The following is a 17131-nucleotide window of genomic DNA, read 5'->3' on the forward strand; positions in this document are numbered from 1 at the left end:
TGCTTTTACTTGCATCATCTGGTTAAGCTACTAACTTATGTTTTTTGTAATACAAATAACATCAGTGTTTCTTCTATAAAAATAAAAATCATAAACAGTCAGCTTTTCAAGCTTTTATTCACAAATAATTCATTTTTTAATGCCCAAAATAGCATTTTTTTGGTTGAAGTTTTTTATAAAAGTATGTAAATATACTGAGCTAATAAAGGAAAAAAATGATTTAAATTCTTATTTAAGTAAGTGTTTTTAGTTATCAGCAAATCTACAATTAAATTAGGGAGTAGGAATGAAGCGTTCCAATTTTTTATTCAAAAAAGATTCTGCCGATAATGGTTCTAAACGAAATAACAAAAAGCAGAATACTCCTCAGATAAAAGCATTTATCTTGGAGCCAATATTGACCCCTTCTGGGGTATTTGATGGAGGAGATGATATTCCCGACCCTCTATTGCTGAATATTAATCAAGTTGAAGATACTTTTGATACTCCTGTACATCATGTCGAAGCACTGGATATTGATCTTAATCACAGTATTACCGATATTGAATTTTCAGATGCAGACTTAGAACCAGTAGAATTTTTCACTGCTGAAAACTCAGATATAGTGATTGCTGTAGCCAATCCTGAGCCAACCTTTGATTCAGGTGTCTTTACTGTGGGAGAAACAGGAGAAGTTGAAATAGATTTCCTGTTTGATGGTGGTGGATATAAAGGAGAACTTGCCATCTTTAGCTTGGATGGTATCGATGGTTTTGAACCAGGTTCCCAAGAGTTTATTCAAGAAGCTGCACAACGGGCATTAAGTAGTTCTGAGTTGGGTCATGTGGTAATTTTTGACTCTACCGAAGGGGCGCGGTTTAGCGCAAATCTAAATTGGGAGGCTAATTTCAACTCTGGGGAATATCAAGGGGTAAAGACTTTCTCAATGCGTCCAGGGGATGAGTTTGGTTTTATGCTTGTTCCCAATGGTAGGGTTGAGCAAGTATTTAATAACCCTGGTGTTGATGGTGCTGTGCGTCCCTTGTTCTCCCTTGCTACCGCCAACCCCAATGATGCTTTCCATGTTGGGCAGATAGCAGATGTAACGGGCGATGGTAACACTTTTGCACTGGAAGATTTGCGGTTAGATGTTCGTAGCGATAAAGACTACAATGATATTGTCTTCCAAGTGCGGGGGGCTACGGGTAAAGCGGAACTGCTGGATGATGTTATTAATTCAGGGCGTGATTGGCGAGATACGGAAATAGGTAAGGCGCTGGTAGATTATGCCGAAGCTTACGTTATGCCTGATGCCAATGACTTGGACATTATTGATTATCCCAGTGATGGAAATTTAGACATTAATCCAGAGCCAGTTGATGATTTTACAGGAAATGAGATTGCAGATTTTGATCTAACTGATGTAACTGTAGTAGAGATACCTGACGCTACAGAGGAAATAGAGATAGTAGATAGTTCGGTAATTAGCCAGTTTGAATTTCCGAAAGCTGACCAGCCGCTAGTAGGCATTATTGATACAGGTTTTAGTGGTGATAATCCTGATATTGACTACAGTCGGATTATTTTAGGACAAGACCGAGTTAATGGCGATGCTAACCCTTTACTTGCATCTGGTGAAGGTAACGAACATGGTACTCATGTTTTAGGAGTTATTGCTGCTACTCAGAATAATGACGTTGGGATTGACGGTATTAATGATGATGCGCCTGTTTGGGTAGGACGGGCAATTGGTTCTGGAAAGTGGGCAGATTCGCTAGTTGAATTTGTCGATGCTGCTAAGGTTTCTGGACAGCCAAATGCAGTGGTAAATTTGAGTTTGGATTTGACGCAAGTCAACCCAGATGGTAGCGTTACTACTCGTTATGAATTTACACCAGCAGAAAGAACTGCAATTGAGTATGCCCGTCAAAATGGGGTGCTAATTGTGGTTGCATCTGGCAATGATGGCGGGGTAATGTCTGCTTTAGGTCAAGCGTCTCAGGAGTTTGACAATATTATTACTGTTGGTGCTGCTGATGGCTTGGACAGAGCGGACTATTCTAGTTATGGCGACGGATTAGATATTTTGGCTGCTGGCGGTACTAACGAAAAACCGATAGTTTCCAGTACAGGCGATGGTGTGGGGGCGATGGCGGGAACATCGGTAGCAGCAGCGAAAGTCACAGGTGCAGCATCTCAAGTTTGGGCGGCGAACCCACAGTTAAGTTACCGTCAGGTGATAGAAATTATCAAATCTACAGCAACGGATTTGAAGACACCAGGATGGGATGCGGAAACTGGTGCAGGCTTGTTAAATATCGCAGTTGCAGTGAGCGTAGCAGGGAAAACGACACCAGAAGTTTACAACCCGGCAGCTTTTTTAACACCGACTACTTGGGGTGGTGAAGGTAAAGTTACACCTAGCGAACGAGCGGTTTCTGTTGAGTTTAACGGTAAATATTACGATTGGGATGCTTATAAAATTCGAGCTGGCGATACCCTGAGTGGAATTGCACTCAGGACAATGGGTAATGGCACTGCACCGTATTACAATTTCATAGCCCAGAGAAATGGTATTGCTAATCCCAATCGGATTTATGCGGGGCAAACAATCTATGTTCCTAGACAGGTTTCGGCTCCTACTGTCAATCTCAACAATACAGTTAATTATCAGCCTGCACCACCAACAACTTCTACTACCATTAATGGTTACAGAGTTGATGGCAATTTTTACCCTGTTTACACCAATTACCGAGGCACACTTGGCAACCCTATTTCAGGAGTAATTAATTATTCCAATGGCGTAACCTATCAGTTATTTGAACGCGGCTCGATTGTTAGCAGTCAGTATGGAACATACCCCATTTACGGAGGTATTCGTCAGACTTACTTAAATACAAGTGGGTTAAATGGTTGGCTAGGTGCGCCAAAGAGTGCAGAAATTGGGCAAGGTAACGGAGTTGTCATTCAGTATTTCGCTAACGGCTACATTATTTGGAATGGTAGCAGAGCGACGGCTTATCGTAATGGCAGTGGTACACCATCTCAACCTGTACCTACTCCCAAACCAGATAATAATATCAAGCTGAAGAATTTTAGGGGTTGGGTAATGCCAGGGATTGGTGTAGCTCTGCGTAACAGTCCTCACCTCAATGATAAAAGTGGTAAGGCTGAACCCTATGGGAAATGGCTAGAATTCGATGCTTGGACGTATGGGGATACAGTTAAGGATTATAAGGTAGGAACTCCTGATAATCGTTGGTTTAGGGTTAAGGGAACAAATTACTGGGTTCCTAGTGCCTACATTTACGGATATCCAGAAGGATTACCTGGAAATGAAACCCCTGGTAGCAGCGGTTCCGGTACTAATAATAATCAACCAATTACTAGTTATGCTGACTACTTAAAACGTTTGTATGGTGGTAATGGTGTAATTACTTCGTACCCTAGTTCTGCTCATAATGCAATTGATTCTGTTAATCAGGGTCAATATCCTTACAAAGTTTATGCTTTAACAAGTGGAGTTGTTAAATATATTGGTAAGGATCAGTACGGTGGTAACTATGTCCAAATATGGAATCCAGAGCTACAGAGATATTTTTACTACGTCCATTTTGCTGGCTTCAATCCTACTTTAAAAGTAGGACAACAAATTAAAGCTGGAGATTATATTGGTAATGAAGGTAGTACCGGTAAGGCTACAGGTCGGCATACTCATGTTCATGTAACTTTACCAGATGGGAAAACTAAGGTAGATCCTTTGAGTGCGTTGGGCAAGAATTCTGGAACTTCTGGTGGTGATAATGATAAAGACAATAAAATTGATCTACCAATAGGGAATGATCTTGATTTTCCTATATCTATTCCGTCTCGACCTTTGTTGACCTCTATCTACCTTCTGAATGGACTATATTTAGTGGAGGGAGAATATAATATGCAAGGTAGAGCGCATGTTATATACAATGACAACGCTCCTATTGTTTTAGGGAATCAAGATATTTTAAAAATTCAAAACTTTTTTACTAATATTGCTAACCAGTTCGGGGTTAAGATTGATAAAGATGGTAGGGTAAGTTTTCAAATTGGTAATGACTCAATTGCCGCAGATTTCTCCATAAATCCCGGATACTATCAAGGTAAGATTGATTTAGGTGTTGAGCAAACCATTATTAAGTATCCGTTTAATGATGATTTAAGCCTGCAAATTACTGTGAAACATAGTTTTGACGGAAGGTATCACAGGAAAATAGAAAGATCTTCAGCACAAGAAAAAGTTGCTGAATTTATAAAAATAATTGTTGCATCTGGTGAGAACCAAGAAGAGGCTTATCGTATTTTCCTTGAGAAAAACCCAGATGTTGAGGATTGGATCGGTGGTATTGCCAAAAATATTGGCATTTTTGTTAATGGAGCAGCTATTGCATTAGCTGTGGTAGGTATTGTATTAGCTGCTGCTGCGATTATGTTTGGCGCTCTAATCCCAGGAGATGAAGTGCTTTGGATTGCAGCAATAAATGCTCTAGTAAAGTTTGTGACTGCACGACTTGGCATAGCTTAACAAACAGTTAGTATAACTCAGGAGAGGAAAAATCAGCTTTTTGTTACCTTAAATAGTAAAGCATCGCAACTCCTCTCCAACCAAGTTTGATATCACGCGATCACATCTCTTTTAACCTTGTAAACAAAACGGCTTAAAATAAATGCACAAAGTCAGCAAGCCCTAAGTATAGATACAAAAAAAGCTGGGTTTTTTCGCTATCAAGGCTAAAAAACCCAGCTTTCTGCTATATTCTTACTCGAACCCGGTAACTCCCGGAATTTCAAGAACAAAATCTGCGCCATATACAGATGCAGGAGTCTGGAATCCTACCTTAACTTTGCCTTGAATCACCCGTTTGCTCACTGCTACAGCCGCTAACGCCGTAAAATCGTATGCTTCCGGCCCTAAGAGCTTTGCAGTTACTTGTTGACCAGTTTCATCCTCAGCAATACCAATTACTCTAACTTCCCCCTTGGCGCGTTCTGCTGCCGTTGGCCCAGTGGGTAGAGTTTTAATTAGACTTGCTAAAGCACTTTGGAATAAAGACGAGTTAAATAACCATCCCAAATACTGGCTCGACTCCATCAAGAAGCGCACAGGATTAGGAAATACGGTATAAACCTCAATATTGGGAATACCCGTAGTTAGGAACGCAGTGATAATATCAGCACGCCAAGGGTTTGTTACTGCTGTCACCGGGCCATAACCAAAATCAACTTTACGCCTTTTCGATGCTGGGCGAGATGGCATGAGCTTACCTGCTTCTCGGACTACCCCGATATGATGTAAAGTTGGCAGTACTGTATTTGCAGTTCCCTGAGATACACCGCCCATTGTTTCATAGATTAAAATCAGTCGTGTTGCAGCTGCTAACTTCTGTTTGAGGTAAGCAGCTACACAATCAGTAGGGACAACCCCAAATCCCACACCAGGGAGAAGCATTATCCCTGCACTTTTAGCCTCAGTATCTCGTGCCTGTAGCGTCTGAAATTCAGGTATTTCGCCAGCTATGTCTAAATAGTGAGTTTTAGTTTGGAGGCAAGCATCGACAAGTGGCTTTGAGGTTTTAGAGAAAGGCCCAGAGCAATTGATGACAGCAATTATATCCTCAAGAGAGCGAGCGATCGCTTGCCGATCATCTAAGCCAAAAACCCGAAAGTCCAAACTTAATTCCTTGGCTACTGCTGCTAGTGAACTTTGATTGCGTCCAGCTAAAATTAATTCCAGTCCGTTATTTTTAGCAGATTCAGCAATGAGTTTTCCAGCATAGCCAGTTGCACCATACAATAACACCCTTGATGTCATTATTATCACCAGCTAGGAGTTGTTCGCAATCTGCTGCCATAACCTGACTTCAGGTGGTTCAACTAAAAATTGTCCTGATTTTTCCCCTAAAGCTTTAATATAGGGCTGCTCTAGGTGTTGAGCTAAAATTTCCTGGCTGACCCAGTTTTCATGTAATAGAAACAAAGATGGGTCGTCAACAGATTGGTGCAAATCGTAATTAATACAACCTTCTTCTGTAAGAGTGAGAGCTATTACAGGTTGAAATTCCTGCTTGAAATTATCTTCCAAACCTGGCTTGACTTTTAGTCGAGCGGTGACGGTTACTTGCTGATTTGACATTGTGATTCCTCTTTTTTACTAAAACTAATTCAAGTATTAATGCTATTAATAATTTGCGAAGGCTTGAAGTAGTTGTAAGGTATGGGACGAGTTTGATTTCTAATGTCTATTTGCCGTTCTATTTCATGCAAATTCTGTTGAAATTGCACCACAATTTCTTGCGCCAATGGATCGGCAAACTCCTCATCATAAAAACCCAATTTGTCATAGTGGTAAGATGTTAAAATCTCAGTCCACATCACCTGATCGGCAGCTTGTTTAAAGGGAGGAAGTATCTTCATGATAGTTTCCAAGTCCACGCCCTTAGTTTCTGGAATTGGGTGGTAGGCTGCATAGGGCATATTGGGTACAAAAGCCATATATTCGTACTGAGAAAAATTCAAAGCAGAGTGTAGAGGAGCGCAAGTGAATACTACCACACTGATGATTTCAATCAGTTGTTCTAGAGTCTCAATCTTGGCTGGCATTCCCTTGACTCTACCACCATCTTGGGCTACTAATTCTCTAGCCCAATTTTGCAACTCATAGTCGTCACTGATATCCTGTGAGGTTTTGTAATAGAGTTGCAAGTATTCAGCCACAAACTTTTCGACAGCATTCCAAATTAATATGCCATCGTCCCGGAAAGGAAAGTGCGGTAAAATTTCTGGGTCATCCGTTCGGCGACTTTTTATTAACCGAGGGAAGGTAAATTTTTCTACACTCCATTCTCCATAAACTTTTGCTACAAATCCAAGAGACTCCGCCAAGGAACCTGCCATAAACTCATCAACCGGGCCTCCAGGTTGTAAAAACTGAGTGCGTCCCAAATCGTTATCAAATAGCATGAAACGGAAGTGGGGTTTTAACAGTAAAGCGATGGGATGATTTTCTGCTAGTTGCCGCGCAGTTACAATTGCAAACGGAGCCATAACTGCATGGGTATAGGCAAAATGACTACCCAATTCTTGATGGTTGCCATCAGCAATTTGAACGCAGGTTTTTGCCAAAAACCAATCTAAATGAGGATCATCTGGTGTATAAATCACGCTTTTTCCACCAGAGTCATGATTAATCTGAATGGCAACAGGTACTAGAGAACCACCATTATAACTATCATTACTTTGCCAATAAAATAGAGCTTGTGGCTTGGGAAGGTACTTTTTAACATTCTCATAGACACCACCTTTAATATCAGATAACAGAGGATAATCTAAGAAATACAGCTTGCCTTCCTTAAGTGCCTTTTCCAAAGTAAATCCTGTACCTGCAACCTTCTGAAAATGTGCATCTGTGACAGCAAAATTATCAGGTAATACATCAATTTTTTGGATAGCTAATGGGTTTGCTCCAGAGAGTCGTTGTTCTGCAAAACAAGAGTCTGTTTTGTAATTTTTTATGACATCGGGTTTGGGTAGGAGTGACAAAAGTTCTTCATATTCTTCCAATTCATCTAATGGATCTAAGAAATTTCTGGCTTTGGCAGCTAGCATATTTGGTGCAAGAGTTGCCATACTTGCCAAACGTTTAGCAGTATATTCCGCCGAGAATATTTCCTTATGAGGAACTTTATCAATGACTGGTAGAGGAGCTAAATAATCGTAATTAAATTTGTACTCTTCTCGATTTCTATCTAGCCAATTGATTCGGACATTAACATCAGAATCTTTTTGTGGTAAATATGGTTTCACGATTATCTCCAATTCGGTTTTTTAGCGTCTGTAGTAAATGATTAACGTCAGAAAGTTACTAAATCACATCAGGATTCAGCAAACAAATTTCATTACAGAGTTTTCAGATATTCAATCAAAGCTTTTTTATTGTCATCAGATAAATCAGTGCCATAAATATGTCCCTGATTTGAATTAGCAGTTACCGTGGTATCGTATTTAAAACCTATAGCTTTGGCTTCATCTCCCTCAGTAATAAAACCAACTTTTTTCGGGTCGTAAACATCATATCCCCGATAGAAAACTTGAGGACGATTCTCTGGTTTCTCGAACAAATCTTGTAGAGATGGGACTGAACCATTATGTAAATATGGCGCTCTTAACCATAACCCATCTAGGGAAACAGATACATACCCATTGGTTTTACGTAAGTTTTTAAAGTCCCAAGGGTAGCCATCACCAAAATGATTGTAAGTATCCGCTCCTTCTTGCGTCCACATATCTAACCGATGGCGGTCAGTTCCCACTTCTTCCACGGGGATAACAGTACCCGTTCTTTCCCCACCAAAAGCGTGACAAGATGCACAAGTATTAGCAAAAATTTGACTTCCTTTTGTAGCCACTTGCTCATCAATAGCAAATGGATATTTAGGAGGTGGTAGTTCTTGAATAAAATCTTCTAATCGTTGTAAATCGGCTACAGGAAGTGATTTTTTGGTAGCACCATCGCCAATTGCTCCAGTTTGAACAGTTTCTGTTAGTGAAGTTTCTAACCCATCCCAATGGAGTGCAAAGCCTTTGTGCATCTTTTGATTCCAAAGAGGCATCATATCAGAGTTGCCAATAGTGTTATCTTTGGGCAACTTTAAAGTATTGAATTTAACCGGATTAAAAGGATCAATTCGACCAGGCCCCCAGTTAGGGCGAGAATCTGTCCAACTATAGTCTTCTTTTTGTTGCAGCAGCGCTTTCTTAGTTTGAGGAATTAGCACATAGCGATAAAGTAAGTTTTCTAACCAGGAAAGGTTGTAATTATATTTGATTTCGTCAAGGATATAATCTGCTGTAAATCTGGCATCACCAGCAGTTGCACTCAAAAATCGTAAATAGCCTTGCGAATCAAACTTATTAGCAGGAGCAGCGGCCACAATTGTGGGTTTATCTTTCTCTGTTTTTCTATAGGTAGCAGTATGGCAAACAGCGCAAGTTATACCGACGCGAGGGAAGCCAATGGTTTTTTTCGTAAACCCAACTGGCATTTCTTTACCCTCTTCCCATGTGATTCCCAAGGAAGTATAACCACCTGGGCTTGGTAATTTATCAGGGAATATTCGTGGTAGTACCAGCCAAATCCAATAGGGAACACCTTGCGCTTCTTCTGTGCCAATAGAACCATATTTAAAGTGTTCTTCAGGCGATTCATAATATGTGGGAACCTCTCGAAAAAGGTTGTACCATCCCACATACCCAACTACACCACCTAAAAGGATCACAATTAAAACAATGCTTGTGATTACCCTACTTATTTTGTCTTTGAGTATTGTCATGGCACTCTTTTGCTCCTTTGCAGAAGAATCTGTTTGTAGTGCAGGAATATACCTACACTAAACTAGGGATAAAATTAGGATAATTGCTTCACTGGAATTGCAGCGATTGCATTTTGCTACGCATTGCTAAGGTCAGAAGAATTAGTTCCGCTAATCCAAAAAACAGGTCTACAAAGGCAATGGATAAAAATCCTTTATCTTGCCCAAAGAAAAGTACTGCACAAATGAAAAATGTTGATCCGAAAGCTCTTGAAGGAAATATTGATATCCAGGCAGTTGCCTGATATCGGTACGGGTCAAGTGCCCCAGGAACATAAAATGTACTAATAATAAATAACAGCATTCCCGTGGCACGAACCCAGATAATTGGCTCTGGTATATGCATTTTAAGGAACGTCAGCATTAATTCTGGAAAGAAGCAAGAAGGAATGACAAAAAGCATATTAACAATAATACCAACCCAAGTAACGCGACTAAACCATTTAGCGTAATTATTCATTTTTTTCTCCTTTTAAAGTTTTTTCATGTACTCAACTAGGGCATTTTTATCTTCTGTAGGAAGATCGGTTCCATATAAATGACCACTGTTACTATTCCCAGGTTTTGTGGTATTGAACTTAAAGTATTGCTTACCGTTTTCTACACCGACATCAGATACAAAGCCAACTTTTGCTCTGTCAATCACATCGTAGCCACGATAGAATTCTTTAGGTCTATTTTTTGGTGTTTCTAGTAAATCCCGTAAGCTGGGGACTGAGCCATTGTGCAGATAAGGGCCACGTAACCAAACACCATCAAGGGGCATATTTGCATAGCCATTAGTCTTACGGAAATTCTTAAAGCGCCACGGATAGCCTGTATACAGAGTATTTTGGTTAGACATCGTTTTGTAGGTATATGAGTCAAGACGATGAGGGTCTGTACCAATTTCTTGAATTGGCACAACTTTGCCTGTATATGCACCACCAAAAGCGTGACAACTAGCACAATTATTTTGAAAAAGCTGTTCTCCCTTCGCTGCTATAGTTTCGTTAACTTCGTAGGGATATTTTGGTGGTGGTAGTTCCCAAAGCCAATCGGCAACTCTCTGAATTCGAGGCAAATCAATCGTTGTGGGTGTGACTCCAGCACCTAAAGCTGCACTCTTATTTCGTTCATCAACGGAAGTATTATTACCATCCCAATGTAACTGCAATCCCTCACGGGGTTTTTGATTCCAAACTGAGGGAAAATCAGAAGTACCAATCAATTCATCCTCACGCAATTTATCCATTGGGAAATGGAATTGAATTGCTTTATAAGGATTAAAAGTATCTACTCTTCCTGGCCCCCAATCTGGTTGTTTTTCAACAAACTTAAGTCGAGATGCCTGATTAATTAGTGCATCTCTGGTTTGAGGAATTGCAATGAAGCGATAAAGTAATTTTTCAATGGGATTAAGACCACCACTGATTTTTTCAATTTCTGGCAACATTCGGTTAGCAGTAAAGCGCTCATCTACGCCAACTGCTGATAAGAATTTGATATATCCCTGCAAATTAACTACATTAGCAGGCATTGCCGTGATGACTTGATGTTCGCTATTAGGGGTATTTCGCAGCGTTCCTGTATGACATACAGCACAATTCAAGCTAACTCTATCGATAAAGACTCGCCGTTGCGAAAAACCTATAGGTAAATCTTTCTCAGGTTCTTTGATAAATCCTAGAGAAGTGTAACCTTTTCCAGGTAATTTATCTGAGAATAATTCTGGTAAAACTTTCCAAATCCAGTAAGGGATGCCATTGACGGGTTCGCTACCGATTGAACCATATTTAAAGTGGTTTTCAATATCAGCATAATCCACTGGGGAGTTAGATAAAACAGGCCAAAGGAAAAATACTGCTACTGCTACAATACCTACAATTACAACCCAAATCCGCTGGAATATTCCCTTGATTGAGGTTGGAAGTAGGGTCGGGTTTGTTTGTTCAGTCATGAAACACTCCCCATTTTGTCGAGATTATTTGTAAGCGAAATTGTCGATGCGATCCGCATCGCTTTTTTATCTAGATAAATTTGCAAACTGAGTTTCATGAAAGACTGACATTACTTCTTCCATCATCTCTTCATAACTATTGAAGCGATCCTGCTCGTAACAACCCAAGGGATTTTCAATTACATTCAGCAGACATTTATTGCAATAGGTACAGGGTTTATCTGCCAAGTCTTTACCTGCTTGAAAAGATTTAACTAGGTCATTATTAGCAATTAGGGTACGAGCCATTGTCACGCCATCACAATAATGCTCACTAATTGCCTGACGAATATAAGAAGCTTGCTGTAAACCACCTGTACATAATACAGGAATATTAACGTGCTTTTTAATTTCTCTGGAATCTAGTAAGTTTCTGCCTTGGTTCTCTATTAGTAGCTGTCTGATGTTCGGGTCTTTTACATCATCACCACTAAATGCTTGAGGAGGCAATTGCTTTTTCACACGATTCCATAAAAAATTGAAAAGTGGATGCAAAAATGCTTTGCGAAATAAAATGTAGTTGCGTGTGGTTTCGACACCGCTTGACAACATGGCATCATAGGTTTTAGTAATGACATCAAAATTGAAATCACCAATGGGATTGAGTGGGTGAGGAAATAAGCTACCAGTTGACACATGGACGGCATCAGCCCCAGCTTCTTCTGCCCATTTACAAACTTGGATAGAATCTTCTATGGTATTACCTGGTTTTTCCCAAAAGGTGACGGCGTTGTTATAGTCAACGGCACTAATTTTGAATTGCAGATGAAAGTCGTTGCCTACTTCTTTGCGGATTGCTCTAATTACATCTAACAAAAACCGCGCTCGATTCTCTAATGAACCACCGTATTCATCTTGACGGTCGTTAATTCCAGAACTGAGAAATTGATTAAAAAGATATCCATTAGCACTGTGCAATTCCACTCCATCCAAACCTGCTTCACGAGCACGTCTAGCACCATCGGCAAAGTATTGGATTGTTTCTTTAATTTCTGCTAGTGTCATTGCTTGACACAAAAAACCGTGGAATGGCTCAGTTTTGCTGGTGGAACTTAACGCTTTTTTTCCTAAGTTTTCTACGCCACCAATATCTTGCTGTCGCCCCGAATGACTTAATTGCAAAATAAATTTACAGTCATATTCGTGGACTCTTTCTCCTACTTTTCGCCAAAAAGGAATGCGCTCATCGCAGTTAATGGTGGCGTAATTGGGCATAATTCGTCCCCGGATGGCGACTGGGACAAAGGAAGTAATAATAGCCCCTACACCACCACGAGCAAACTTTTCTTCCCAGTTGATTCGGGCTTGAGTACCTGAACCATCATAGTTATCCCATCTGCCAGAAATACTAGAGCGAAATATTCGGTTTTTTACTGTGAGATTACGGAATCTCAATGGTTCAAAGATAATATCGTTTTCCATGTGTTCCTCTGTCTTTTATATTATTTCGGCAATAAAATTAGGCGTCAAAATTCTTCGTAGCACTAACAGTCTCGCCAGAGCACTATTATTTCTAGTGTCTCTAGGAGAGCAATTTTTTATGTCTACAAATCTACAGTGGAGGTTTTCGGATGCGATCGCTAAGTATTAAGTTTTTGTTACTTAAATTTACTTAACCAGTTTCAGCATGGATATTTATCCTTATTGGTTTTTACAGTTATATAAAGACTTTTGCAATTTGTAAAGCTACGGGATTTACAGAGCAATTCTTAAAAAAAGTGAAAGATTTCCGTCTTTTATTTCTCTTAAAAGGTTAAGGCAACCTTAAAAGTAGCTAAAAGTAGCTGCTAACAATTTGTTACAACCTTAACCAAGTACGTAGAGAATCGATATAACCATAGCAAATTGGTTATTGAAGACCATTGTAAATTTACAAATTTTTAAATTTATGATTTAGAAATGTATAAAAGTTTATTGATGACGTTTTACAAAGTTGTGTAGTAACTTCATATATAACGAACCTCAGTAAGGTACATTCTAAATCATCAAAATATCCCAAGACTAAATCTGGAAAATGGGAAATTAGTGATGAAGCATTAGTGTACCTCTGCAAACATGAGGTGCAGTGGGAAAGGTTTAGGTGTTACAACCAGAGAGTTTTATGAAAAAGACAAGTCTAATTTTTAAGGGCTGTCTGCTCCTCCTATTCGTGACTGTGTTTATAGTCTGCGGCTTTTATGGAACGCCTACAGCTCTAGCTGATGAGTATAGTGAAATACCTACATCCATAAGTACCGAGTATTTGGATACGGGTGTATCTGAATACCCTGATAACTGCGAGGGTATCGGTTATCTCCCAGAGTACACAAAGGAGAATTTGACAGATGCCGAGAAACGGGGTCGTTGCACTTGGTACTTATGGACTGGCGGTAATTCTAAGTACTATCGCGATTTAGCGAAGCGAACGCGTGGCGGTGTTGACTTGTTAAAGCTGATTGACTCGCGTATGCATGACGAGCGATTGCAACGTTATGGCGCAATTAACGATCCTGGATGTGAAAAGGCGACAGCACCGGATGAATACGGATTGCTGCTAGATAAATGTAAAGATCCGCTCTCAACTGGCGTGATTGGGTTGCGTAAGTTCCCCAACCCGAACTTCGACTCGGCTAAATGGAACCCTGTTGAATATGCCAAAAACTCACAAGTTGAGCCTCCCTACGTGATCGGGCAGTCCTGCGCCATCTGTCACGTAGCATTAGATCCCCTCAATCCACCCAAAGACAAGGAACATCCAAGATGGGAAAACCTGGTACCAGCATTGGGTAATCAGTACATCAAGGAAAACAAATTATTTGGAAGCAGCGTTGCGGATAATAGTTTTGTTAAGCAAGTACTTGATTCTCAAAAACCCGGTACATCTGATACTTCTCGGATTGCCACCGATCATATCAATAATCCGAATGCGATCAATGCCATTTTTAATTTAGGCGATCGCCCCAAATATCCAGAGGTGATGAACGATGGTTCAACCAAGGATGTTAATCATATTCTCAAGGATGGTGCAGACTCTACAGGAGTGGCAAATGCCTCACTACGCGTCTACGTCAACATTGGGATGTGCGGCGATTACTGGACAAGTCTCCATGAGCCTTTATTAGGCAGAACTCCTCAAAAACCTTTTGATATCGAAAAGGCGCGGAAGGAGTGCGAAGGCTGGAGACAGACAGAAGCACGTATGGCTGATGCCGAAGCATTCTTGAAAACCATCCAGCCGATGCACCTGAAAGATGCACCAGATGGTGAAAAATTCTTGACTAAAGATGAAGAAGTTCTCAAACGTGGGAAGCTAGTTTTTGCCAGCACTTGTGCTAGTTGCCATTCCAGCAAAAAGCCACCTGCTGAAATTGCTATTGACCCCGAACAGGCTCAAAAATGGTACGAAGAGTCTGTACTCAGTAGTAATTTTCTCGACCACAACTTCTTGTCTGATGACCAACGTTACCCAGTTACCCTAATTGGGACTAATGCGGCGCGATCGCTAGGAACAAATGCCAGTAAAGGACATATTTGGGATCAGTTCTCGTCGAAGACGTTCAAAGAACTGCCTTCACCAGGTACTTTGACGCTGTACAACCCCTTTGATGAGAAAAAACCCATCGAATTTAAGATACCTGATGGCGGTTTGGGATATTACCGTACACCTTCACTAGTTAGTATTTGGGCAACAGCACCACTTCTGCACAACAACACACTAGGACTTTACAACGAAGATCCTTCAGTAAAAGGACGTGTAAAAGCCTATACGGATGCTATGGAAAAGCTGCTGTGGCCTGAAAAGCGTGAGGGAATTATCAGCAGGACAAATCGAGATACTAAATTAGAGCTTCCTCCAGGAGATCCGAATCCGAGATTTAAACTTCCTGTTCCTAAAGGTACACCTGTGAATTTGCTGGCAAGCATCAATATGAGAGAGGCGATTACATCTCTCAATCTCAGCAGCCTTTTCCAAGATTTGAAACCGGAGGGTGGAATTAAGGGTAAGTTGGCACGTGTACTTTTAAGAGCCAACAAATCTCCTGACTTTGTAGAAGATGAGGGTCATTATTTTGGCTCAAATCTCCCAGATGAAGACAAGAAAGCCCTAATTGAGTTTGTGAAAACTTTCTAAGTACAGCTTCCGTGTAAAATCGTAGTGTTTTAAACGCAGAGAATTCGCTACGAATTAATAAAATGTTTGTACTAAGACAACTTGTCTTGATATTCTGCACTCGTTCCCAGATTAAATCTGGGAACGAGAAAAAATATTGATTAAATAGCAAGGATATATATGCAGTATTTACCAATCGTCTTCGTTCGTGGATATGCAGGTACAGAAAAAGACGTTGAGCAAACAGTCAACGATCCCTTTTATGGATTCAATAGTGGTTCAACTCATATTCGAGTAGATGAGAAGGAAAATCCCCAGAAGTTTTTTTTCGAGAGTCCATTGCTGCGGCTAATGACCGATCATGGTTATCAACCGATTGTTGACAATCAGAATGTGAGCAATCAGATTAAAAGATTGTCCGATCGACTTCATCAAACTATTTGGATCTATCGCTTTTATGATATATCTACACCTAGTTTTGGCTCATCAAGTGTCGTTCGGCAAGAAATGGAGCAAATAGCTCAGGGTTTAAGAAAACTGATCCAGAATGTCAAGGATACAACAGGCGCTGACAAAATTTATCTTGTTGCCCACTCGATGGGAGGTCTTGTTTGTCGCAGCTTGATTGAAAAGATTTATCCAGAACAAGGCGAGCAAGCTGTCGATCATATTGACAAATTCTTTACCTACGCTACACCTCATGGTGGTATTTATTTTGAGGTTGGGAATGGCTTAATTGAAAATCTCAGGGACAGGTTTCAATTGAATAATTCTGATGACTTTGGCCCTCAGCGGATGTACCAGTATTTAACACCTAATATTAAGTCAACGGCTGAGTTACCCGATAACTTTCAGCTACAACAATTACAAAGCATAGATAATGCATTTTCGCCAAGCCGCGTTTTTTCTCTAATCGGCACGAATGCCCATGATTATGAAGAAGGTTTTGGTCTTTCACGCAATCTTGTTGGGGTGAAAAGTGATGGTCTAGTTCAGATTGATAAAGCTTATATCCTTGGATCTCATCGTGCTTATGTTCATCGCTCTCATGGTGGACGTTATGGCATATTGAACTCCGAAGAAGGTTATCAAAACCTGCAACGATTTTTATTTGGTGATATCCAGATAAAACTCTCTCTGAGCAATGTCGAGTTAGAAGACCTGGACAAGAATTTTTATCAACTGGAAACTAGGGTGGCTTTGCGTGGTCTTCCTATTCCAATATATGAGCAAGCGATTGCTCATTATTGCCCAATTACACAAGAGTTAACCCGAACAGATAAACCTATTCCGCTATTTACAGCTTTCTTAATCCCAAAAAACTCAGTCAATGATGATAATACTTGTAGATATGCCCTGCGTTTAGCACTGCATTCCTTTACAAAACAAGAGGCGAATTGGTTACATGACCATCATCTCGACCAAGTACCTCTGTGGTCTGACTATCTAATTACTGATGTTGCAAAATCAAATAGCACTTATGAGGCTAAATACAGTTGGAATTCTGATGAAAAGGAGCCAGTAACAAAGTTAAATCCGACTTCAGAATCTAGTCCAGATATATATGTTGCGTATGTTTCTTTACCTGAACGCGGTCAAAAAGTCTTAGGAACAAATGCAGCAGTGCGTTTGGAAATTTCCCAATGGAAATAAAGGAAGCAGGGGGGCAGGGGGAGCAGGGAA

The 17131-nt window shown here is 40.3% G+C and carries 10 protein-coding genes; 3 read left to right on the forward strand and 7 right to left on the reverse strand.

All coding sequences use genetic code 11. The features are described 5' to 3' along the window. Positions 1–286 precede the first annotated feature (286 nt). On the forward strand, positions 287–4537 hold the full coding sequence (locus V7K44_RS05435; RefSeq protein WP_334929385.1) for a S8 family serine peptidase: 4251 nt from the start codon (positions 287–289) through the stop codon (positions 4535–4537). Between the two features lie 234 nt (positions 4538–4771). Here V7K44_RS05435 and V7K44_RS05440 read toward each other — a convergent pair whose 3' ends face one another. The 7 genes from V7K44_RS05440 to V7K44_RS05470 all read right to left on the reverse strand — a co-directional run bounded on the left by V7K44_RS05440 (position 4772) and on the right by V7K44_RS05470 (position 12780). Continuing rightward, positions 4772–5824, reverse strand: a complete 1053-nt coding sequence (locus tag V7K44_RS05440) for a saccharopine dehydrogenase family protein (protein ID WP_334929387.1) — start codon at positions 5822–5824, stop codon at positions 4772–4774. Between the two features lie 12 nt (positions 5825–5836). Then, the gene (locus V7K44_RS05445; protein WP_094352971.1) at positions 5837–6145 is read right to left on the reverse strand and encodes a putative quinol monooxygenase; all 309 of its coding nucleotides are present in this window, start codon (positions 6143–6145) and stop codon (positions 5837–5839) included. A 29-nt stretch (positions 6146–6174) separates the two neighbouring features. Further along, the gene (locus tag V7K44_RS05450) at positions 6175–7815 is read right to left on the reverse strand and encodes a lipoxygenase family protein (RefSeq protein ID WP_334929390.1); all 1641 of its coding nucleotides are present in this window, start codon (positions 7813–7815) and stop codon (positions 6175–6177) included. Between the two features lie 92 nt (positions 7816–7907). Continuing rightward, complete coding sequence (locus V7K44_RS05455) at positions 7908–9341, reverse strand: cytochrome c (protein WP_334929392.1); 1434 nt, start codon at positions 9339–9341, stop codon at positions 7908–7910. Positions 9342–9429: 88 nt separating this feature from the next. After that, a complete protein-coding gene (locus tag V7K44_RS05460; RefSeq protein WP_334929394.1) occupies positions 9430–9840 on the reverse strand; it encodes a hypothetical protein in 411 nt (136 codons plus the stop codon). A 12-nt stretch (positions 9841–9852) separates the two neighbouring features. After that, positions 9853–11319, reverse strand: a complete 1467-nt coding sequence (locus V7K44_RS05465) for a c-type cytochrome (RefSeq protein ID WP_334929396.1) — start codon at positions 11317–11319, stop codon at positions 9853–9855. Between the two features lie 66 nt (positions 11320–11385). Then, entirely contained in the window at positions 11386–12780 is a 1395-nt protein-coding gene (locus V7K44_RS05470; protein WP_334929398.1) for an NADH:flavin oxidoreductase, read from the reverse strand. A 679-nt stretch (positions 12781–13459) separates the two neighbouring features. Between V7K44_RS05470 and V7K44_RS05475 the strand changes: the two genes are divergently transcribed. Both V7K44_RS05475 and V7K44_RS05480 read left to right on the forward strand, forming a co-directional pair. Continuing rightward, positions 13460–15469 (forward strand): hypothetical protein, encoded by a 2010-nt coding sequence (locus V7K44_RS05475; protein WP_334929400.1) that lies wholly within the window; start codon positions 13460–13462, stop codon positions 15467–15469. A 159-nt stretch (positions 15470–15628) separates the two neighbouring features. Further along, positions 15629–17101 carry a lipase family alpha/beta hydrolase gene (locus V7K44_RS05480; protein ID WP_334929402.1) on the forward strand — a complete coding sequence of 491 codons (1473 nt, stop codon included), beginning with the start codon at positions 15629–15631 and terminating at the stop codon, positions 17099–17101. The last annotated feature ends 30 nt before the right edge of the window (positions 17102–17131 follow it).

The organism is Nostoc sp. (assembly GCF_036917235.1).
Lineage (GTDB): Bacteria > Cyanobacteriota > Cyanobacteriia > Cyanobacteriales > Nostocaceae > Nostoc.